At 64.3% G+C, this 19,131-nt stretch carries 15 protein-coding genes; 12 read left to right on the top strand and 3 right to left on the bottom strand.

Annotated elements, in window-relative coordinates:
* Window positions 1-287: 287 nt before the first annotated feature.
* The 8 genes from ACVW17_RS07950 to ACVW17_RS07915 all read left to right on the top strand — a co-directional run bounded on the left by ACVW17_RS07950 (window position 288) and on the right by ACVW17_RS07915 (window position 10,346).
* Window positions 288-626, top strand: coding sequence for a P-II family nitrogen regulator (locus tag ACVW17_RS07950; protein WP_024583097.1), 339 nt, complete (start codon window positions 288-290; stop codon window positions 624-626).
* Between the two features lie 39 nt (window positions 627-665).
* The gene (locus ACVW17_RS07945; RefSeq protein ID WP_456751369.1) at window positions 666-2,114 is read left to right on the top strand and encodes an ammonium transporter; all 1,449 of its coding nucleotides are present in this window, start codon (window positions 666-668) and stop codon (window positions 2,112-2,114) included.
* A 244-nt stretch (window positions 2,115-2,358) separates the two neighbouring features.
* Window positions 2,359-2,763, top strand: coding sequence for a GFA family protein (locus ACVW17_RS07940; RefSeq protein WP_456751368.1), 405 nt, complete (start codon window positions 2,359-2,361; stop codon window positions 2,761-2,763).
* Between the two features lie 364 nt (window positions 2,764-3,127).
* A complete protein-coding gene (locus tag ACVW17_RS07935) occupies window positions 3,128-4,354 on the top strand; it encodes an aminotransferase class I/II-fold pyridoxal phosphate-dependent enzyme (protein ID WP_456797001.1) in 1,227 nt (408 codons plus the stop codon).
* 16 nt (window positions 4,355-4,370) lie between these two features.
* Window positions 4,371-6,854, top strand: coding sequence for a DNA translocase FtsK (locus tag ACVW17_RS07930; protein WP_456797000.1), 2,484 nt, complete (start codon window positions 4,371-4,373; stop codon window positions 6,852-6,854).
* Window positions 6,855-6,954: 100 nt separating this feature from the next.
* Window positions 6,955-7,764, top strand: a complete 810-nt coding sequence (locus ACVW17_RS07925) for an outer membrane lipoprotein carrier protein LolA (RefSeq protein WP_456751365.1) — start codon at window positions 6,955-6,957, stop codon at window positions 7,762-7,764.
* A 219-nt stretch (window positions 7,765-7,983) separates the two neighbouring features.
* The gene (locus tag ACVW17_RS07920) at window positions 7,984-8,799 is read left to right on the top strand and encodes an exodeoxyribonuclease III (RefSeq protein WP_456751364.1); all 816 of its coding nucleotides are present in this window, start codon (window positions 7,984-7,986) and stop codon (window positions 8,797-8,799) included.
* Window positions 8,800-9,014: 215 nt separating this feature from the next.
* Entirely contained in the window at window positions 9,015-10,346 is a 1,332-nt protein-coding gene (locus ACVW17_RS07915; RefSeq protein WP_456756305.1) for an IS1182 family transposase, read from the top strand.
* A gap of 122 nt (window positions 10,347-10,468) precedes the next feature.
* On the opposite strand, the gene ACVW17_RS07910 is transcribed toward ACVW17_RS07915, so the two are convergent.
* Window positions 10,469-10,909: a Crp/Fnr family transcriptional regulator gene (locus ACVW17_RS07910; protein WP_050627983.1), complete on the bottom strand. Its 441-nt coding sequence runs from the start codon at window positions 10,907-10,909 to the stop codon at window positions 10,469-10,471.
* A 57-nt stretch (window positions 10,910-10,966) separates the two neighbouring features.
* A complete protein-coding gene (locus tag ACVW17_RS07905) occupies window positions 10,967-11,653 on the bottom strand; it encodes a response regulator transcription factor (RefSeq protein ID WP_016841446.1) in 687 nt (228 codons plus the stop codon).
* A gap of 242 nt (window positions 11,654-11,895) precedes the next feature.
* Here ACVW17_RS07905 and ACVW17_RS07900 point away from each other — a divergent pair, with 242 nt between their 5' ends.
* Both ACVW17_RS07900 and ACVW17_RS07895 read left to right on the top strand, forming a co-directional pair.
* Window positions 11,896-12,435 carry a L,D-transpeptidase family protein gene (locus tag ACVW17_RS07900; protein ID WP_456751363.1) on the top strand — a complete coding sequence of 180 codons (540 nt, stop codon included), beginning with the start codon at window positions 11,896-11,898 and terminating at the stop codon, window positions 12,433-12,435.
* A 151-nt stretch (window positions 12,436-12,586) separates the two neighbouring features.
* A complete protein-coding gene (locus ACVW17_RS07895; RefSeq protein WP_456751362.1) occupies window positions 12,587-13,372 on the top strand; it encodes a 2-keto-4-pentenoate hydratase in 786 nt (261 codons plus the stop codon).
* A 261-nt stretch (window positions 13,373-13,633) separates the two neighbouring features.
* Here ACVW17_RS07895 and ACVW17_RS07890 read toward each other — a convergent pair whose 3' ends face one another.
* Complete coding sequence (locus ACVW17_RS07890) at window positions 13,634-14,338, bottom strand: YggS family pyridoxal phosphate-dependent enzyme (protein WP_456751361.1); 705 nt, start codon at window positions 14,336-14,338, stop codon at window positions 13,634-13,636.
* Between the two features lie 109 nt (window positions 14,339-14,447).
* On the opposite strand from ACVW17_RS07890, the gene ACVW17_RS07885 reads away from it, so the two are divergent.
* Window positions 14,448-16,139: a sensor domain-containing diguanylate cyclase gene (locus tag ACVW17_RS07885; RefSeq protein ID WP_456751360.1), complete on the top strand. Its 1,692-nt coding sequence runs from the start codon at window positions 14,448-14,450 to the stop codon at window positions 16,137-16,139.
* 357 nt (window positions 16,140-16,496) lie between these two features.
* Window positions 16,497-19,100 (top strand): MASE1 domain-containing protein, encoded by a 2,604-nt coding sequence (locus ACVW17_RS07880; RefSeq protein WP_456796999.1) that lies wholly within the window; start codon window positions 16,497-16,499, stop codon window positions 19,098-19,100.
* Window positions 19,101-19,131 lie beyond the last annotated feature (31 nt).

The raw sequence follows: 19,131 nt of genomic DNA, 5'->3' as shown, positions 1-19,131 counted from the left end.
CGCCTGCACCACTGCTGGGCAGAATTGTGTTCGGACCCTGTCTTGCTCACGAATTGAGCCGGCCTGATTAGATTTTAGGCGCGACGGAATAGCGCAGCGGCACACCATTCCCGCAATGCGGGAAAATATCCGGATTCATAATCCATTAGCGAACTCCGGCCGGTTGGCACGGCATTTGATTCTAAGGGTCCCGGCTGTGCCCGCGTAGTGGAAGTCCTCCGCGTGGTGAACCTCAGTCGAAACTCCCGGTGTCCGTTCGCACCGGGCCCAAGCGGGGATTAGGACTCATGAAAATTGTTATGGCGATCATTAAGCCATTCAAGCTGGAAGAGGTCCGTGACGCCCTGACCGCCATTGGCGTTCACGGTCTCACGGTGACGGAAGTCAAAGGCTACGGCCGTCAGAAGGGCCACACGGAAATCTATCGCGGCGCCGAATATGCCGTGAGCTTCCTGCCCAAGATCAAGATCGAAGTCGCAGTCAACTCCGATCAGGTCGACAAGACCATCGACGCCATCACCTCCGCCGCCAAGACCGGACAGATCGGCGACGGCAAGATCTTCGTCATCAGCCTCGAGCACGCCGTGCGCATCCGCACCGGCGAGGCCGATGCCGCGGCCCTTTGATTTCGCGCTCAAACCTTAAGACCTCAGGAGTGAAATAACATGACGTTCAAGCGTCCCTATGGCGCGGGACTGGCGGCCCTTGCAGTCGGCCTGTTCGCCGCGACCGCCGCCTACGCCGAGCCAACCGTCAACAAGGGCGACAACGCCTGGATGCTGACCTCGACGGTGCTGGTGCTGTTGATGACCATCCCGGGCCTCGCGCTGTTCTATGGCGGCCTCGTCCGCTCAAAGAACATGCTCTCGGTGCTGGCGCAGGTTTTCTACACGGTCTGCCTCGTCACCGTGCTCTGGGCTCTCTACGGCTACAGCCTCGCTTTCACCGGCGGCTCCGACTTCATCGGCGGCTTCTCCAAGGCCTTCCTGATGGGCGTCACGCCGGACTCGAAGGCTGCGACCTTCTCGGTCGACGCCAACATCTCCGAACTCGTCTATATGTGCTTCCAGATGACCTTTGCGGCGATCACGCCGGCCCTCATCGTCGGCGCCTTCGCCGAGCGCATGAAGTTCGCGGCGATCGCGCTGTTCATCCCGCTCTGGGTGACGCTGATCTACTTCCCGATCGCGCACATGGTCTGGTACTGGCCGGGCCCGGACGCGATCCAGGATGCCGCCAAGGCGCTTGCCGCTGCGGCTGACGGTGCGGCGAAGACCGCGGCACAGGCCAAGCTCGACGAGATCAACGCCGATGCCGGCTGGATCTTCAAGAAGGGTGCAATCGACTTCGCCGGCGGCACCGTCGTGCACATCAACGCGGGCATCGCCGGCCTGGTCGGCGCGCTCCTGATCGGCAAGCGCACCGGCTACGGCAAGGAGCTGATGGCTCCGCACTCGCTGACCATGACCATGATCGGCGCCTCGCTGCTCTGGGTCGGCTGGTTCGGCTTCAACGCCGGTTCGAACCTCGAAGCCAATGGCGGCGCTGCGCTCGCCATGACCAACTCCTTCGTGGCGACGGCCGCGGCGGCGCTGGCCTGGATGTTCGCGGAATGGATCATCAAGGGCCATCCCTCGCTGCTTGGCGCGCTCTCGGGCGCGGTCGCGGGCCTCGTCGCGGTGACGCCGGCGGCCGGCTATGCCGGTCCGATGGGCGCCATCGTGCTCGGCCTCGTGGTCGGCGTGGTCTGCCTGTTCTTCTGCACGGTCGTGAAGAACGCGCTCGGCTATGACGACTCGCTCGACGTGTTCGGCGTCCACTGCGTTGGCGGCATCGTCGGCGCGCTCGGCACCGGCATCCTGGTCAACCCGGCGCTCGGTGGCGCCGGCATCATCGACTACACCGCGATCCCGCCGAAGGTCGCCGATTACGACTTCGCGGCGCAGATGATCTCGCAAGTTTGGGGCGTCTGCACCACGCTGGTGTGGTCGGGCATCGGTTCGGCGATCCTCTACAAGATCGTCGACGTGATCGTCGGCCTGCGCGCCAACGTCGAGACCGAGCGTGAAGGCCTCGACATCACCGAGCACACGGAGCGCGCCTACAACATGTAGAATTAACGGCCCTTGAGGGCCGTTAATTCGGGGGTTCTCCCGGGGCGCGACCTCCCCAAGCGGTCGTTCCCAGAACTACGGTCCGGGCACATACCCGGCAATGTCCGGGCCGTTGAGGGGCTCCAGCGCAAGTTGGAGCCCCTTTCTTTTTTCTCCGGCTTGAGAAAATAATGTCGGAATTACCTGCCATTGTGGAATGACAGGCTACGAACAACGAAACTGACAACAAAAGCGGGAGGACGTCATGAAGGTGCAGGGCAGGTGCTACTGCGGCAACGTGCGCTACGAGGCCGAGGGCGAACCGATGATGGCGGCGCAATGCCTGTGCCGCGAATGCCAGTACATCACCGGCGGCGGCCCGAACATGTTCATGGCGATGCCGACCACCGGCTTCAAATACACCGCAAGCCAGCCCAAGCAGTTCACCCGCAAGGATCTCGAGCGCGCGGTGACGCGCGAGTTCTGCCCGGAATGCGGCACCCATCTGGTGACCAAGGTGCCGGGCCTGCCCGCCACCATCCTGAAGGTCGGCACCTTCGACGATCCCAGCGTGTTCACCCCGCAGATGACGATCTACACCTGCGACAAGCAGACCTTCCACCACATTCCCGACGGCAAGCCGTCGTTCGAGAAGCTGCCGGCGCGGTAGTCGTCACACATCGGGTGCGTAGCCCGGATCAAGCGCGGCGCAATCCGGGAGAGCCTCCCCGCGTAAAGACCGGCCCCGGATTTCGCTTCGCTTCATCCGGGCTACGCCGTCGCGCAAATAGCGTTTGAGGATTTCGGCAAGCGACAGCGACGTGAGGCTCTCCTGACGGCGCGGCGGTGGATCATGTCTCGGTGCAATTTTGGGTTCGATTTTTTGCGGTCGACGCTGATATCACGCGCCTGCCCATCGCGGGCGCCGCCGATGGTTAATCGCGTCTTAACCTCGCCCTATCTATGGTGATTTGATCGGTTTACGGTCGGCGCCCCACTCCTCCGACCGCAGTGAAAGTGCTGGCATTTCAATCATGGCAATGACCGCCTCATCCGGCTTGGCGCAGGGCGCCGCCGATGCCGCATCCGCCGGCCAGGCCGAGCGTTCTCCATTCGTGCGTACCACCGAGCTGCTGGCGCCGTACCAACCGGCTAAGCCATTGATTGCGCTATCGGTCGGCGAGCCGCAGCACCCGGTGCCCGATTTCGTCGGGCCGGTGCTCGCCAAGCACACCGCCGAGTTCGGCCGCTACCCGATGGCCAAGGGCATCGAGCCGTTCCGCCGCGCGGCCGCGACCTGGCTCTCCAGCCGGTTCCAATTGCCGCGTCCGATCGATCCGGAGAGCGAGGTGCTGGTGCTGAACGGCAGCCGCGAGGGGCTGTTCTTTGCCGCGATCACGGCGGCACGCTACGTCTCGCCGCGCAAGGGCCGCCCCGCGGTCCTGATGCCGAACCCGTTCTATCCGGCCTACGGCGCCGGCGCGCGCGCCGCCGGTTGCGAGCAGATCCATCTGCCGACCACGCTCGCCAACGGTTTCCTGCCCGATCTCGATGCGATCGACGAGGCGACGTGGGCGCGCACAGTGGCGTTCTTCATTGCCTCGCCGGCCAATCCGCAGGGCTCGGTCGCCTCACGCGCCTATTTCACGCGGCTGAAGCAGCTCGCCGATCGCCACGGCTTCATGATCCTCTCCGACGAGTGCTATTCGGAGATCTACACCCGCGAGGCACCGGGCAGCATGCTGGAATGCGCCGGCCCCGACTTCACCAACGTGGTCGCGTTCCAGTCGCTGTCGAAACGCTCGAACCTGCCGGGCATGCGCGTCGGCTTCGCCGCGGGCGACCGGAGATTTCTCGCCACATTCCTCGAGCTGCGCAATGTCGCCGCACCGCAGGTGCCGGTGCCGCTGCAACATGTCGCGGTCGCCGCCTACAGCGACGAGGCGCATGTCGAGGAGAACCGCAGGCTCTATCGCATCAAGTTCGATTTCGCCGACCAGATCCTCGGCAACCGCTACGGCTACAAGCGTCCCGCCGGCGGCTTCTGCGTCTGGCTCGACGTCTCCGATCGCGGCGGCGACGAGGAGACGACGGTCAGACTGTATCGCGACGCCGGCGTTCGCGTGATTCCCGGCAGCTATCTGGCGCGCGAGCAGAGCGACGGTTCCAATCCGGGCGCGGGCTATATCCGCCTTGCGCTGGTCTCCGACAGTGAATCGACGGCCGAGGCGATGCATCGCCTGGTCGAAACCCTGGGTTAATCGCCAAGCGCGAAGATTGAGTATGCCAGCGATCGAACGTGTCATCCCCCTGGTCGGCCATCTGCCGCTCTCGTTGCGCGAGGCGCTGGCGCGGCGGCTGCGCGAACTCACCGGGCTCGGCCTGATCGCGCTGTCGGGTGCGGTCGCCGCGGCGCTGATGACCTGGTCGGTGCAGGATCCGTCGCTGAGCCACGCCACCTCGCGCGCGATCCGCAACGTGCTCGGCTATCCCGGCGCGATCGGCGCCGACCTCCTGATGCAGATCCTCGGGCTCGGCGCCATCATGCTGCTGCTGCCGGTCGCAGTGTGGGGCTGGCGGATGTTGACGCATCGGCCGTTCGACCGCGAGGCACTGCGGCTTGGCTGCTGGATCCTGTGCACGGTGATCGCGGCCGGCTTTGCCAGCTGCTGGCCGCACAACACCGCATGGCCGCTGCCGACCGGGCTCGGCGGCGTGGTTGGCGACGCCTTGCTGCGCGCGCCGGCCGTGGTGTTCGGGCCGCCCGGCTTCATCTACCGCGTCGTGCTCGGCTTGATGCTGTTCGTCGCTATGGCGGCCTGCTTCCTGTTCGCCTGCGGCTGGGGCGCCAAGGAGCAGGACGAGGAGCTGACGCCGATCTCCGACGACGACGAGCCGTTCGTCGAGGAGGAAGACAACGACCGCAGCTCGGTCTCGCTGGGCTGGCTGTTCCACGCGCTGATGAGCGCGAAAGCGCGGCTCGGCTGGCTGTTCGCCACCGCCTATAAATCGCTGGTGTCGAGCGGCGCGCAGGGCCGCAGCGCGGCGTTCGAGCGCCAGGAGCCCAATATCGGCGGCGGCCGCGCGGCGCCCTCGATCGCACCGGCGCGTGGCGATCACGGCGAGGACGAAGACGAGGCCGAGGCTTTCGACGACGAGGAAGAAGAGGACGACGAGGAGGAAGCTCCCGCCGCCCGTGCGCCGCGCAAGAAGGCCGAGCCGAAGCCGAAAAAGAAGAATTCCGACAAGTTCGAGCTGCCGTCGGTCTCGGTACTCAGCGCGCCCAAGGCGAGCGACCGCCAGCCGCTGAGCAAGGCCGAGCTGGAGAACAATTCGCGCGCGCTGGAAGGCGTGCTGCAGGATTTCGGCGTGCGCGGCGAGATCGTCAAGGCCAATCCGGGCCCGGTGGTCACGCTGTACGAGCTCGAGCCCGCGCCCGGCATCAAATCGTCACGCGTAATCGGATTGTCCGACGACATCGCCCGCTCGATGAGCGCGCTGTCGGCCCGCGTCGCCGTGGTCGCCGGTCGCAACGCGATCGGCATCGAGCTGCCGAACGCGCATCGCGAGAAGGTCTATCTGCGCGAGCTTCTGGTCGCGAAGGAGAGCACCGAGTCGGTGGCGAAACTGCCGCTGTGCCTCGGCAAGACGATCGGCGGCGATCCCGTCATCATCGACCTCGCGCGGACGCCGCATATGCTGATCGCCGGCACCACCGGCTCCGGCAAATCGGTCGCGATCAACACCATGATCCTGAGCCTGGTCTACCGGCTGCGGCCGGACCAGTGCCGCCTGATCATGGTCGATCCGAAGATGCTCGAACTCTCCGTCTATGACGGCATCCCGCATCTCTTGACGCCCGTCGTCACCGACCCGAAGAAGGCGGTGGTCGCGCTGAAATGGGCCGTGCGCGAGATGGAAGAGCGCTACAAGCGGATGGCCAAGCTCGGCGTCCGCAACATCGACGGCTACAATGCACGCCTGGTCGAAGCCAAGGCCAAGGGCGAAGAGCTGACGCGCACCGTGCATACCGGCTTCGACAAGGAGACCGGCAAGGCGATCTACGAGGAAGAAAAGCTCGACCTCGAGCCGCTGCCCTACATCGTCATCATCGTCGACGAGATGGCCGACCTGATGATGGTCGCCGGCAAGGACATCGAAGGCGCGGTCCAGCGCCTGGCGCAGATGGCGCGCGCCGCCGGCCTGCATGTGATCCTCGCCACACAGCGCCCGTCGGTCGACGTCATCACCGGCACGATCAAGGCCAACTTCCCGACCCGCATCGCCTTCCAGGTGACGTCGAAGATCGACAGCCGCACCATCCTCGGCGAGATGGGCGCCGAGCAGCTGCTCGGCCAAGGCGACATGCTCTACATGGCAGGCGGCGGCCGCATCAGCCGCGTGCACGGCCCGTTCGCCTCCGACGAGGAAGTCGAGAAGGTGGTGCGTCACCTCAAGACGCAAGGCGCCCCGGAATATCTCGAAGCCGTCACCGCGGAAGAGCCGACCGACGAGGACGGCGCCGTGTTCGATGCCACCGGCATGGGTGGCGACGGCGGCGGCGATCTGTTCACGCAGGCGGTTGCGATCGTCAAGCGCGACCGCAAGGCATCGACCTCCTACATCCAGCGCCGGCTGCAAATCGGCTATAACCGCGCCGCCTCGCTGATGGAGCGGATGGAACTTGAGGGCATCGTGGGACCGGCGAATCACGCCGGAAAGCGCGAAATCCTGGTCGGGGAGGAAGAAGGCCAGTTCTGATCGGGGATGATCATCACGGAAAAACCATATCTCCCTCGGAAGAGGCGGGATAAAATCCGGCCAAGCGGGACGAGCGTCGAACAGAGACCTGACATATCTGATGGCAAAACACCTCATTGACCGCGGCAGGCGCACTGCGCTGGCTGTTCTCGTCACCGCCGCGATCGCCGGCGCCGCGACGGCGCAGAATGCGCCGACGACGCCGAAACCCGCACCCAAGTCAGCGGCGAAGAAGGACGCCGGCGCGCAGAGCAATGCGGACAAGGGCCCGACCACCACGGGCGCAACCCAGCCGCCGCCGGATCCGGTGATTCCCGATCCGCGTCGCAACGTGCCCGCGAACATCTTCCAGACCTTCGACGCCAACCAGAAGGCGCAGGCCGCCAAGGTCTCGGCCTATCTGTCGTCGCTGCAGACGCTGGTCGGGAATTTCGTCCAGGTCGGCCCCGACGGCACCAAGACCAAGGGCGATTTCTACATCCAGAAGCCCGGCAAGCTGCGCTTCGAATATGACAATCCGAGCACCATCGAGGTGATCGCCGACGGCTCGTCGGTCGCGGTGCGCGACCGCAGGCTCGCCACCCAGGACGTCTATCCGCTGTCGCAGACCCCGCTGCGCTATCTGCTGTCGGACCGCATCGATCTGATGAAGGACACCAACGTCATCAGCGTCACCGCCGACGACGTGTTCATCAGCATCACGATCGAGGAGAAGCAGGCGCTGGTCGGCACCAGCCGCTTCCTGCTGATGATCGGCGCCAAGGACGGCAAGCTCAAGCAGTGGACCGTCACCGACCCGCAGGGCTACGACACGACCGTTGCGGTCTACAATCTCGACGCGACACAGAAGCCCGATCCGGGCCTGTTCAAGATCGACTTCACGACCTATCCGGGGTCTTCGCCGGGGTAGCCATCCTTCTCCCTCGCCCGCTCTTGCGGGGAGAGGGTTGGGGTGAGGGGCTGTCTTAGCATGTTCGAAAGACGTGAGTACGTGGTGAGTCCCTCTCACCCGGATCACATTGCGCTTCGCTCCATGCGATCCGACCTCTGCCCGCAAGCGGGGCGAGGTAAGAGTCCTCCTGTGGACAATTGAAATCCGCATCGAGAACCGTGCTAAGACGCCGTTCTCATGCGGTTCTCCATCACCACCTGGAACATCAACTCGGTGCGCCTGCGCATCGACATCGTCGCCAAATTCCTGAAAAGCGCGCGGCCGGATGTGCTGTGCCTGCAGGAGACCAAGTGCATCGACGATGCGTTTCCGCTGAAGCGCTTCAAGCGGCTCGGCTATGAGCACGTCGCGCTGAACGGGCAGAAGGGCTATCACGGCGTCGCCATCGTGTCGCGGCTGCCGTTCGAGACGACCGACATCCGGACGTTCTGCGACAAGATCGATTCGCGGCACATCTCAGTTTCCTTCGGGGAGAAGGCGCAGCTCGCAAAGCCGCTGGTGCTGCATAATTTCTACGTGCCGGCCGGCGGCGACATTCCCGATCCCGCGCTCAATCCGAAGTTCGAGCACAAGCTGCAATTCCTCGACGAGATGAAGGCGTGCGAGCCGCTGCATCCGCGCGGCGACGACCGCCACATCCTGGTCGGCGACCTCAACGTCGCGCCGCACGAGAATGACGTTTGGTCGCACAAGCAGTTGCTGAAGGTGGTTTCGCACACGCCGGTCGAGACCGAGAAGCTGCTCGCAGCCCAAGCGCATGGCGAATGGTTCGACATCGCGCGCGAACGAATCCCGCTGTCGGAAAAGGTCTACACCTGGTGGAGCTACCGCGCCGCGGACTGGACCGTCGGCGACCGCGGTCGCCGGCTCGACCACATCTGGGTCTCGCGCGCGCTGAAGGATCAGGTCAGCGATTTCAAGATCACCCGCGACGCCCGCAGCTGGGAGCGTCCGTCGGATCATGTGCCGGTGACCGCGGTGATGGAGGTTTGACGCCGCATCAACGCGAAGCTTGTCCTCCGTCATCCTGAGGAGCCGCGAAGCGGCGTCTCGAAGGATGCACGGCCCGGCTCGTGGCCGTCGACCCTTCGAGACGCGCGCAAGAGCGCGCTCCTCAGAGGGTGTGATTTTTTTGGGGTTTCAGCGAGCATTATAGCCGAAAGCCGGCGCGGTGTGATTCTCTGGCGATGATGGATTCGCGGGAGGTGATGTTGGCTGCCGATGAGTTGTTTGGGGACCTGCCGGAGCAGGCGAAGCCACCAGTCGAAGCGGGCTTGCCCGGCGCTCCGCGGCTGCGTGAGCCCCAGCGCGACCAGATTGCGCTGCGAGCGGTTGATATTGAGAGCCTGATCGGGGAAGACCATCCGGTGCGGCTGATCTGGTCTTATGTCGAAGAGCTTGATCTGAGTGAGTTGGAGGACCGGATCAAGGCTCGCGGCGATCGTCCCGGTCACCCCGCGACCTCGCCCCGGCTTTTGCTGGCGCTGTGGCTCTATGCCGCCAGCGAAGGCGTTGGCAGCGCGCGGGCGTTGGAGCGGCTGTGCGAGAGCCACGATGCCTATCGCTGGCTGTGCGGCGGGGTGTCGGTGAACTATCACCTGCTGGCGGACTTCCGGGTCGGCAACGCCGATCTGCTTGACCGACTGCTCAGTGAGCATCTGGCAGCGTTGGCAAAGGCCGGTCTCGTCGATCTGGAGACCTTGGCGCAGGATGGCATGCGGGTCCGGGCCAGCGCCGGGGCCGCCTCGTTCCGGCGCGAGGCGACGCTGGATAAGCATTTGGCGCAGGCTGAGGCCGTGGTGGAAGACCTCAAGCGCGAGGTCGACACACGCTCGGACGCCAGCAATAAGCGTGCCCGGGCAGCCAAGGAGCGGGCCGCGCGGGAACGCAGCGCGCGGGTGAAGGCGGCGCAGACGGCGCTCGCCGAGATCAAGCAGCAGCGCAAGGAGCGCGAAGAAAGTCGCGGCAACGGCAAGACGCCGAAGGAGCCGCGGGCCTCCACGACGGACGCCTATGCACGGGTCATGAAGATGGCGAACGGCGGCTTCCGCCCCGCCTACAACGTGCAGGTGACGAGCGTGGCCGGGGAGCAGATCGTCGTCGACACCAGAATTTGCAACATCGGATCCGATCGCGGCCTGATGCGTCCCATGCTGGAGCGGCAGCGTGCGCGGCCCGGAGGGTTGCCCAAGGACCATCTCGTCGATGGCGGCTTTGGCAGTGCCGAGGACATCGAATGGGCCTATGCCGAGGGCATCGATATCTTTTGTCCGCCCACTCAATCCAAGCACGGTACCGATCCCTATCTACCGCGGCGCGGCGACGGTCCGGGGGTGTTGGCCTGGCGTGCGCGAATGGCGAGCGAAGAGGGCAAGGCCCGATACAGGTCCCGGTCGATCTGCGAGTGCATCCATGCCCGCTGGCGCAATTGGGACCTGCGGCAATTGACCGTGCGCGGCATCGAAAAGGTCCGTGCCGTCGTGCTCTGGTACGCCCTCGTCAACAACATCCTGCAAGGCAACCGCCTCTCCAGAGCCTAAACAACGGGTCATCGCCGAACTCGAACTCAAACCTGCCAATTGCTGCGACGAACAGCCGCCAAAAACTCCGCAGGAGCCGAATCCGTCACAAGCTCTCAGGGTGACGGGTCAATGAGCGGCAGCTACGTACTCAGCTTCCCGCCTGCCATCAGAATATCGCTGGCGAGCTGGCTGGTGCGCAGCGCGAGTTCGTCGCGCAGGCGGCGGGCGGCGGCGGGATCGCTTTCCAGCACGCGCTGGAACAGGCTGCGCGCGACGCGGATCACCGAGCCGCGCTCCAGCGCGGTCGCGGTCGACGGCCGCTTCATCGCGACGATCAATGCGAGCTCGCCGATCAGTGCGCCGGGACCGGCGATGATCTCGGCGCCGCCTTCCTCGACGCGGAAGGTGCCGCGCTGCACGACATAGCCGGCGTCCGCCGTGTCGCCGGTCTTGAACAGCACTTCGCCTGCGTTGAAGTCGCGTTGCTCGGAGCCGATCGCCAGCATGCGCAAGGAACTGTCGCCCAACAGACGCATCGTCGGGACCCGCTCGAGCAGGGCTACGTCATCATCGATCGACATTCAGGTCCGGTAACCGCGGTGCGCCTCGATTTCACGAATCGTTGAGCGCGAAGCGTATCACGGCACCAGCTTGTAGCCACCGGCTTCCGTGACCAGGATTTCCGGGTTGGCGGCGTCCTTCTCGATCTTCTGGCGGAGGCGGTAAATGTGGGTTTCCAGCGTGTGGGTGGTGACGCCGGAATTGTAGCCCCAGACTTCCTGGAGCAGGGTCTCGCGCGACACCGGCATCTGGCCGGCGCGGTAGAGGAAGCGCAGGATCGCGGTTTCCTTCTCGGTCAGCCGCACCTTGCGGGCATTGGCGCCGGTCAGCATCTTCGAGCCGGGCCGGAACGAGTAGGGGCCGACCGAGAACACCGCGTCCTCGCTGGCCTCGTGCTGGCGCAGCTGGGCTCGGATCCGGGCCAGCAGCACCGCGAAGCGGAACGGTTTTGCCACGTAGTCGTTGGCGCCGCTTTCCAGCCCCAGGATGGTGTCGGAATCAGTGTCATGGCCGGTCAGCATGATGATCGGGGCCTTGAAGCCGCCCTTGCGCAGGCTGCGGACCACTTCGCGGCCGTCGGTGTCGGGCAGGCCGACATCCATCAGGACCAGATCGGGGGAATTGGCTTTGGCGGCAGTGGCGCCCTTGGCGCCGGTGTCGACCGCGGAGGCTTCGAATTCCTCGTGCAGGGACAGCTGCTCGACCAGCGTATCGCGCAGATCGGTATCGTCATCCACGATCAAGATCTTGCGGGCATTGGCCATTGGTACAATCCTTCGGGGGCGGGGCGGTCAGAAGCGGAGGGCGCTTAGGGCCGTAACATCGGCTAGATATGTGCTCAGGTAGGCGATTGTTACCGATTCACAAGGCAACGCAGTCTACCTCAAATCCGGCGGGGCAGGACGTGAATGTCCTGTAATGCCGGGAGATAGAATGTCTGGGGCGTTCAAGGCAAGTTCATTTTTGAACGATTCTTAAGGGAAGGTCAGCCATTTCAATCACTTATATGACAGCCAAACGTGATCGCCCGCTCTCCGCCATCGAGGTCCGGGCGGCCGCCGGCGATCCGCGCCGCGGCTGGCTGACGGCCGATGGCTGGACGATTCCCGTGGCGCTTGGACGCGGCGGAATCCTCGCCAACAAGCGCGAGGGCGACGGCGGCACGCCGCGCGGCATCTTCCATCCAAGGCAATTGTGGTGGCGCGCCGATCGGCACCGGCGCCCGTTGACCTTGCTGCCGACGCGGCCGATCCGCCGCGAGGACGCCTGGTGCGAGGATCCCGCCGACCGCCATTACAACCAGCCGATCCGGCTCGACCGCGAGCAGGCCGGCGACCGCCTGACCCGCGAGGATCATCTTTACGACTTCATCGTCGAGATCGATCACAACGCCGCGCCGCGTATCGCCGGCCGCGGCAGCGCCGTGTTCCTGCATCTGGCGCGGCCGAATTTTTCGCCGACCGCGGGCTGCGTCTCGATGACCAAGGCGTCGATGCTGCGGCTGTTGCGGCGGATGTCGCCAAAGACAAAGATCGTGATCGGGTAGATCCACCCTCTCCTGTCATTGCGAGCGAAGCGAAGCAATCCATCGCCCCGCAAATGCGGAAGCATGGATTGCTTCGTCGCTATCGCTCCTCGCAATGACGGGGCTGAGAGCTTTATGATATGGCAAGACCAATGCAGTTGGGACTTCAACCATGCTCGACAACAACCAGATCGCCGCCGCCGCAAAAGTCCTGAGCGAGCACTGGCGCGCGGGAACGAAACTCGGCGCGCTCGATAGCGCCATACGGCCGCGCGATCGCGCCGAGGGCTATGCGGTGCAGGCCCAGCTGGGAAAGACCTCGCGCGAAAAACTGTTCGGCTGGAAGATCGCGGCGACCAGCGCGGCCGGCCAGAAGCACATCAATGTCGCGGGGCCGCTGGCCGGACGCATCCTCGCCGAGACGGTGCTACCGGATGGCGGCACCGCGTCGATGACCGGCAACGAGATGCGGGTCGGCGAGCCGGAATACGCCTTCCGCATGGCGCACGATCTCGCGCCGCGCGCGACGCCCTACGGCGTGCAGGACGTTTTGGACGCAGTCGGCACGCTGCATCCGGCGATCGAGATTCCGGATTCGCGGTTCGCCGATTTCGTCTCCGCCGGCGAGGCCCAGCTGATCGCCGACAATGCCTGCGCGCATCTGTTCGTGCTCGGAGCAGCAACGTCAGCCGACTGGCGTGCGATCGACCTGGTCGAAGAGCGCCCGACCATCACGCTGCGCGGCGAGCGTTACATCGGTCACGGCAGGAACGTGCTCGGCGATCCCCGTGTCGCGCTCACCTGGTGCGCCAACGAGCTGCGCGCACTTGGGCTGACGTTGCGGGCAGGGGAGGTGGTCACCACAGGCACCTGCCATCCGCCACTGCCGATCGCCGCGGGTGATGCGTTCGCTGCCGATTTCGGCGCGATCGGCAAGGTGTCGGTGAAGTTCGCGTAGGCAGCGCACGCGCCGCACATACCGCTGTCGTCCCTGCCTGGTGCGCAATTGCGTACCAGGCAGGGACAACATCTCATTTGGGGTCACCATCGGGCTGAGACCGCTGGTCAGTGATGATCGCCAACACCGTCATCCTGAGGTGCGAGCGGAGCGAGCCTCGAAGGATGCACGGCCCGGCCGGTGGCCGTCGATCCTTCGAGACGCAGCTTCGCGGCTCCTCAGGATGACGAGTTTACGGACCAAGCGAACGCCGCAACGCCACTACGCGTGCGGCACCGTACGCGTGCCGAAGATCGCTGAGCCCACCCGCACATGGGTCGCACCCATCGCGATCGCCACCGCGAAATCGGCGCTCATGCCCATCGAGAGATTCTTCAAGCCGTTGCGCGCGGCGATCTTGGCGCAGAGTGCGAAATGCGGCGCCGGCGCCTGGTCGACCGGCGGGATGCACATCAGTCCTGAAATCTGCAGGCCATATGTCTCGCGACACGCCGCGATGAAGGTATCCGCGTCCTGCGGCGAGACGCCGGCTTTCTGCGGCTCCTCGCCGGTGTTGATCTGGACGAACAGGTCCGGGTGTTTCCCTTGATTTTTGATTTCCTTGGCTAACGCTTCGCAAATGCTGGCGCGGTCGACCGAATGGATCGCATCGAACAGCGCGACGGCCTCCTTGGCCTTGTTCGACTGCAACGGCCCGATCAGGTGAAGCTTCAGTCCCGGATGAGCCTGGATTAACTTCGGCCATTTGCCCTTGGCTTCCTGCACGCGATTTTCGCCAAATACGCGCTGTCCGGCGCCGACAATCGGTAAAATTGCGTCGGCCGCGAATGTCTTCGACACCGCGATCAAGGTCACCGAGGCGCGGTCGCGCCGCGCTTCCTTGCAGGCGTGCGCGATCTCCTGCTCCACGGCGGCGAGACCATGTGGTGAATCAGCCGATAACGGCGCGGTCGGGCTTTGGGTCATGCTTGTGCCGTTCTCTGACAGATGCCGGGGTTGGCTCGAATTTTACCAAATTCGGGAAAGGCTTTTTGAAGCCCTGCATTCTACCTTGGCGCACGGGCAAGGGACTAGAATGTCGGGCGTCACTTTCAACCGCAACCGGATCAAACTCAAGAAGGTTCTGGGCATTCGCGCCCGGCTGGCCTTGCTTGCGCTGATGCTGGTCGCGCCCCTGATGCTCGATCGGATCCGCACGCTGGAGAATTTCCGCACCTCGCAGATCGCGCAGGCCGCGGCCGGCTACGCCAACCTCACCGCGCACGCCGCCGAAACCCAGCGCGAAGTGGTCTCCTCGGTCGAGACCATGCTGAAATCCGCCGCCTATATCCGCGCCTCCGGCGGCATCGCGCAGAGCTGTGAGGTGCTGCGCGCCAGCCTGCCGACCGTGCTGCCCTGGATCCGCAGCATCATGTTCGTCTCGAGGGACGGGCTGGTGCAGTGCTCGACCCTCAACGTCCAGGTCGGCCTCAATGTCGGCGACCGCGAATATTTCAAGAAAGCGCAGGACAATCGTGGCTTCGTGTTCAGCGATTACCTGCGCGGTCGGACCAACGGCCGTCCCATGATGATGGCGGCCTATCCGGTGGCCGCGATCAATCCGGAGCAGGATGCCGTCGTCGTCGCCGGCATCAACATCGACTGGCTGTCGCAGATCATGGCCAATCTCGGCGGCCAGCCCGGCATGTCGGCGGTCCTCGTCGACTCGACCGGCGTCGTGATCGCAGCACCCGCGGATCATGCCAGCCTGATCGGCCGCTCGCTCGACACCATCCCGTTGATGGCGGCGATTGCCGAGAAGGCGCTGAGCTACGACGAACCATCAGGCTCGGTGTCATTCACCGCATCCGACGGCGCCCAGCGCACGCTGAGCTTTGCGCGCATCGCCGGCACGCAGTCACGGCTGATCGTCAGCATGGACGAGGCCAAGGTGACGGCGGCGATCAACCGCGAGATCCGCACCGCCTATCTGCAGCTCGGCTTCGTCTGCCTGTTCGTGCTGTTGGGTGCGCTGGTCGGCGCGGAGCGGCTTGTCATCCATCCGATCGAGCTGATGACCAGCATGGCGCGACGGTTCGGCGAAGGCGACTGGTCGGCGCGCGTCGCCAAGCATAAGCTGCCGGCGGAATTCGTGCCGCTGGCGCGCGCCTTCAACGCGATGGCGGCACAGCTCAGCCAGCGCGAGCGCGAGCTCGTCGCCTCCAACGACCGTCTCACCGTGATGGCCTCGATCGACGCGCTGTCCGGCCTCGCCAACCGCCGTGGCTTCCAAAGCCGGCTCGATTTCGAGTGGATGCGGGCACAGCAATATGAGTGCGAGCTGTCGCTGATGATGATCGATGTCGATCACTTCAAGCTCTACAACGACACCTACGGCCATCCCGAAGGCGACGCCTGCCTGACCCGGATCGGCGAAACGCTGGCCGGAATCGCCGCCGACACGATGGGCTTTGCCGGCCGCTATGGCGGCGAGGAATTCTGCCTGCTGCTGCCGAATACCGACGCCGCGCATGCGCTCGCGATCGGCGAGACGGTGCGTACCGCGGTCCTTGGCCTCGCCGTACCGCATGCGCCGTCGAGCCATTGCGTCGTCACCGTCAGCGTCGGCGTCGCGACCACAAAGCCGAACGAGACCCAGCGCCCCGGCGATCTGATCGAAGCCGCCGACGCCGCCCTCTACGCCGCCAAGCGCCGCGGCCGCAACGCCGTGATCGAGCACGGCTTCCTGCAGACGCTCGATGAAGCCGGGATGGCGCTGGCGAGCTAGCGCATCGCCCCGTGCAGGCGGGGCAGCATCACGAGTTCATCCCTCCCGCAGCCAAGAAAATGACGCTCGTGCTCTCATCGACACGCAGCGCGATCGTACCCATTTTGTAGTCCGGATGCCGCCCGTGACCCGTTCCCGGTGCGTCACTGCTATTAGGTCAATGATGCTGCCCGATAGCCCCAATTTGCGAAGTTGCCCGCGCACTTCTACTCACCATCGTGCGGCCATGCTTTGGTCAAAACTGCGTTGAGTGCTTGGCGGGAACATCGACGTCATGACAACGCGATTCTTTGGTGACACTGGATCAGGGGACAGGTCACCACAGCATTCTTGAGGCGCCCTCGGCAAAGGCTTGCGATGGAAAGGGCAACGTTCGACAAAGCCAGGGTCCTCGCTTTTGGCGACGCGCGGAGCATTGCGACCTACGCGGTCGAAATCCTGCTCATTGCCGCGATTTATGGCGGCCTCGCCGAGGCCGCGCGGTTGCTTCCCGCGATCAATCCAACCGCGACACCGCTGTGGCCACCGACCGGGCTTGCGCTCGCGCTGGTCCTGCTGCGCGGCTACCGGGTCTGGCCGGCAATCCCGCTGGGGGCCGTTTCTCCTTACCTTATGGCCGACCGATCGCTCCTGGAGTTTGCCGCCGCCGGGATCGGCAGCCTGCTTGCGGCATGTGCCGGAACTTGGCTGATCGACCGTTGGTCGAACGGCCGCCAGACCTTTGCCACGCCTGTCGGTGTCGTGAAGTTTGCAATCATTTGCTTCGCGCCGACCGCGATCATCAGTTCGACCATCGCGTTGACCGGCTTCGCACTCGCCAACGAATCGAGCTTTTCCGATTCCGTCGTTGCCGGGGTGACCTGGTGGCTTGCCGACGCTGCCGCAGCCTTGGCGATTGCTCCGGTCATCGTGCTCTGGGCGACGATGCCCTTACGCATTCCTTCCAAATGGAGGCTGCTGGAATCGATCGTTGTCCCGGCTCTCGCTGCTATCATCGGGATCGTTGCTTACAGCCCGCTCATTGGTAGCGACCTCGTCAGCACCGACCTCGACGTGTCGCTGCCGCACCGGAGCCTGCTGGGCTTTCTGGTCGTACTCCCCTTGATCTGGGCCGGCCTGCGCGGTGATCGATGCACCGCGTCGACGGCTGCGTTCTTTTTTATCGGAATGGCCGTGTGGGGGTTCTCGGCGGGAAATGATCCATTTCCGAGAACGGATCCGAGTAGCGCGCTGTTATCCTTGCTCGTGCTCTCGATCACCGTATCGGCAGCTCCCCTTGCCCTGGCAGCGGCAATCGCGACGCGACAGACCACGGAAGCCGATCTGCTTTCTGTTCGGGACCAACTGAACGGTCAGCTTGAACGGAAGGCCCTGGCGCTCGACAGCATCAGGCGGCACTTCCAAACCCTTATCGAAGGCGTCGTCGACTATGCGATCTTTGCGCTTGATCGAGAGGGACACGTCACGAGCTGGAACAGCACAGCTCAAAAGATCATCGGCTACAGCTCGGAAGAAATCATCGGCAAGCATTTTGGAATATTTTATCGGCCGGACGAACGCCGCGCGGGTTCGCCGGCACACGCGCTGGAGACGGCAATCGAAAGGGGCAAGTACGACGTCGAGGGTTGGCGCATCAGAAAGAATGGGACGCCATTCTTCATCACGGGCTCCGTTTCGTCGAGCCATGACGACGCAGGACATCTGATCGGCTTCATCAGCATCCTGCGCGACGCAACCGAGCGTCGCGACGCGGAGGAGAAGCTGGTTCAGGCCCGCGAACAGCTCGCGATGTCGCAGAAGATGGAGGCGATCGGCAAGCTGACCGGCGGCATTGCGCACGACTTCAACAATCTATTGATGATCATCGGCGGCAGCGCCCAGATCTTCACGCGCCTGCTCGATCCGAAACTGCCCAAAGCCATCGAAGCCATCCAGACCGCGGCGAAACGCGGCGAGAGCCTCACGCGCCAATTATTGACCTTCTCCCGTCATCAGCATCTCAGCCCGACGGTCGTTGATCTCAATGCGTCCATCAAGAACATGCGGACCATGATCGAGAGCTCACTGCGTGGCAACATCGTGTACAACGAGAACGTCGGGGAGGGCACAGCGTCGGTCAAGGTGGACCTCGCCGAGCTGGAGCTTGCGATCGTCAACATCGCCGTCAATGCGCGCGATGCAATGCCGAACGGCGGCACGTTCACCCTGTCCGTCCATGCGGTGACCGCGAACCAGGAAACCGGCGGCGATCGCCGCGCAAAGGCGTTCTTTGCGATAGCGCTCAGCGATACCGGCACCGGCATTCCGCCACATCTCCTGTCCAAGATGTTCGATCCGTTCTTCACGACCAAGGAAGTCGGCAAGGGGACCGGGCTCGGTCTGTCCCAGGTCTATGGTTTCGCCCACCAGGCGGGCGGAACGGTGACGGCAGATAGCAAGGTTGGTCAGGGAACGACGATTACAATCTACCTGCCGTCCAGTGCAGACGAGCAAACCGCCAGCAAGGACCTCGCCGCCGCCAGAGCAAGACCGAGGCAGCCGCAGCGGCAGACGGTCCTCGTTGTCGACGACAGCCCCGAAGTGGCTGACGTGACATCCTCGCTGTTCGAGCATCTGGGTTATGAAACGATCTATCGGGATTCGGCCGAAGCGGCGCTAAAACTGCTCGATGCCGGCACAAGAATCGATCTCGTCTTCAGCGATATCGTCATGCCCGGAACCATCGATGGCGTCGGGCTCGCGAGAGAAGTGCGGGCGCGCTACCCGGGTTTGCCGATCGCGCTGACAACCGGCTACAGCGATGCTGCGAATGCGGCTCCGCCAAGCCTGAAAATACTCCGCAAGCCGTTCGACACCGAGGCACTGAGAGATTTCATCCAGGATCTCGCGCCTCCGAGATCGGCGCGCTCATCCGTCGTACCTTTGGCGTCAAACACGACCGACGCGTTGCGCAGACATTGACCGGTCGCGCCCCACATAGCGCTGTCATCGC

It is taken from the genome of Bradyrhizobium sp. USDA 4473, assembly GCF_054063335.1.
Note: the sequence above shows the minus strand (reverse complement) of the source record. Positions and strands in the feature narration are given on the sequence as shown.

What these genes read in the sequence shown, in the direction of transcription:
- ACVW17_RS07900 (WP_456751363.1), top strand. Translation starts at nt 11,896, where the DNA reads ATGACAGCCAAACGTGATCGCCCGCTCTCCGCCATCGAGGTCCGGGCG.
- ACVW17_RS07895 (WP_456751362.1), top strand. Translation starts at nt 12,587, where the DNA reads ATGCTCGACAACAACCAGATCGCCGCCGCCGCAAAAGTCCTGAGCGAG.
- ACVW17_RS07935 (WP_456797001.1), top strand. Translation starts at nt 3,128, where the DNA reads ATGGCAATGACCGCCTCATCCGGCTTGGCGCAGGGCGCCGCCGATGCC.
- ACVW17_RS07890 (WP_456751361.1), bottom strand. Translation starts at nt 14,338, where the DNA reads ATGACCCAAAGCCCGACCGCGCCGTTATCGGCTGATTCACCACATGGT.
- ACVW17_RS07945 (WP_456751369.1), top strand. Translation starts at nt 666, where the DNA reads ATGACGTTCAAGCGTCCCTATGGCGCGGGACTGGCGGCCCTTGCAGTC.
- ACVW17_RS07880 (WP_456796999.1), top strand. Translation starts at nt 16,497, where the DNA reads ATGGAAAGGGCAACGTTCGACAAAGCCAGGGTCCTCGCTTTTGGCGAC.
- ACVW17_RS07920 (WP_456751364.1), top strand. Translation starts at nt 7,984, where the DNA reads ATGCGGTTCTCCATCACCACCTGGAACATCAACTCGGTGCGCCTGCGC.
- ACVW17_RS07885 (WP_456751360.1), top strand. Translation starts at nt 14,448, where the DNA reads ATGTCGGGCGTCACTTTCAACCGCAACCGGATCAAACTCAAGAAGGTT.
- ACVW17_RS07915 (WP_456756305.1), top strand. Translation starts at nt 9,015, where the DNA reads ATGTTGGCTGCCGATGAGTTGTTTGGGGACCTGCCGGAGCAGGCGAAG.
- ACVW17_RS07910 (WP_050627983.1), bottom strand. Translation starts at nt 10,909, where the DNA reads ATGTCGATCGATGATGACGTAGCCCTGCTCGAGCGGGTCCCGACGATG.
- ACVW17_RS07925 (WP_456751365.1), top strand. Translation starts at nt 6,955, where the DNA reads ATGGCAAAACACCTCATTGACCGCGGCAGGCGCACTGCGCTGGCTGTT.
- ACVW17_RS07940 (WP_456751368.1), top strand. Translation starts at nt 2,359, where the DNA reads ATGAAGGTGCAGGGCAGGTGCTACTGCGGCAACGTGCGCTACGAGGCC.
- ACVW17_RS07950 (WP_024583097.1), top strand. Translation starts at nt 288, where the DNA reads ATGAAAATTGTTATGGCGATCATTAAGCCATTCAAGCTGGAAGAGGTC.
- ACVW17_RS07905 (WP_016841446.1), bottom strand. Translation starts at nt 11,653, where the DNA reads ATGGCCAATGCCCGCAAGATCTTGATCGTGGATGACGATACCGATCTG.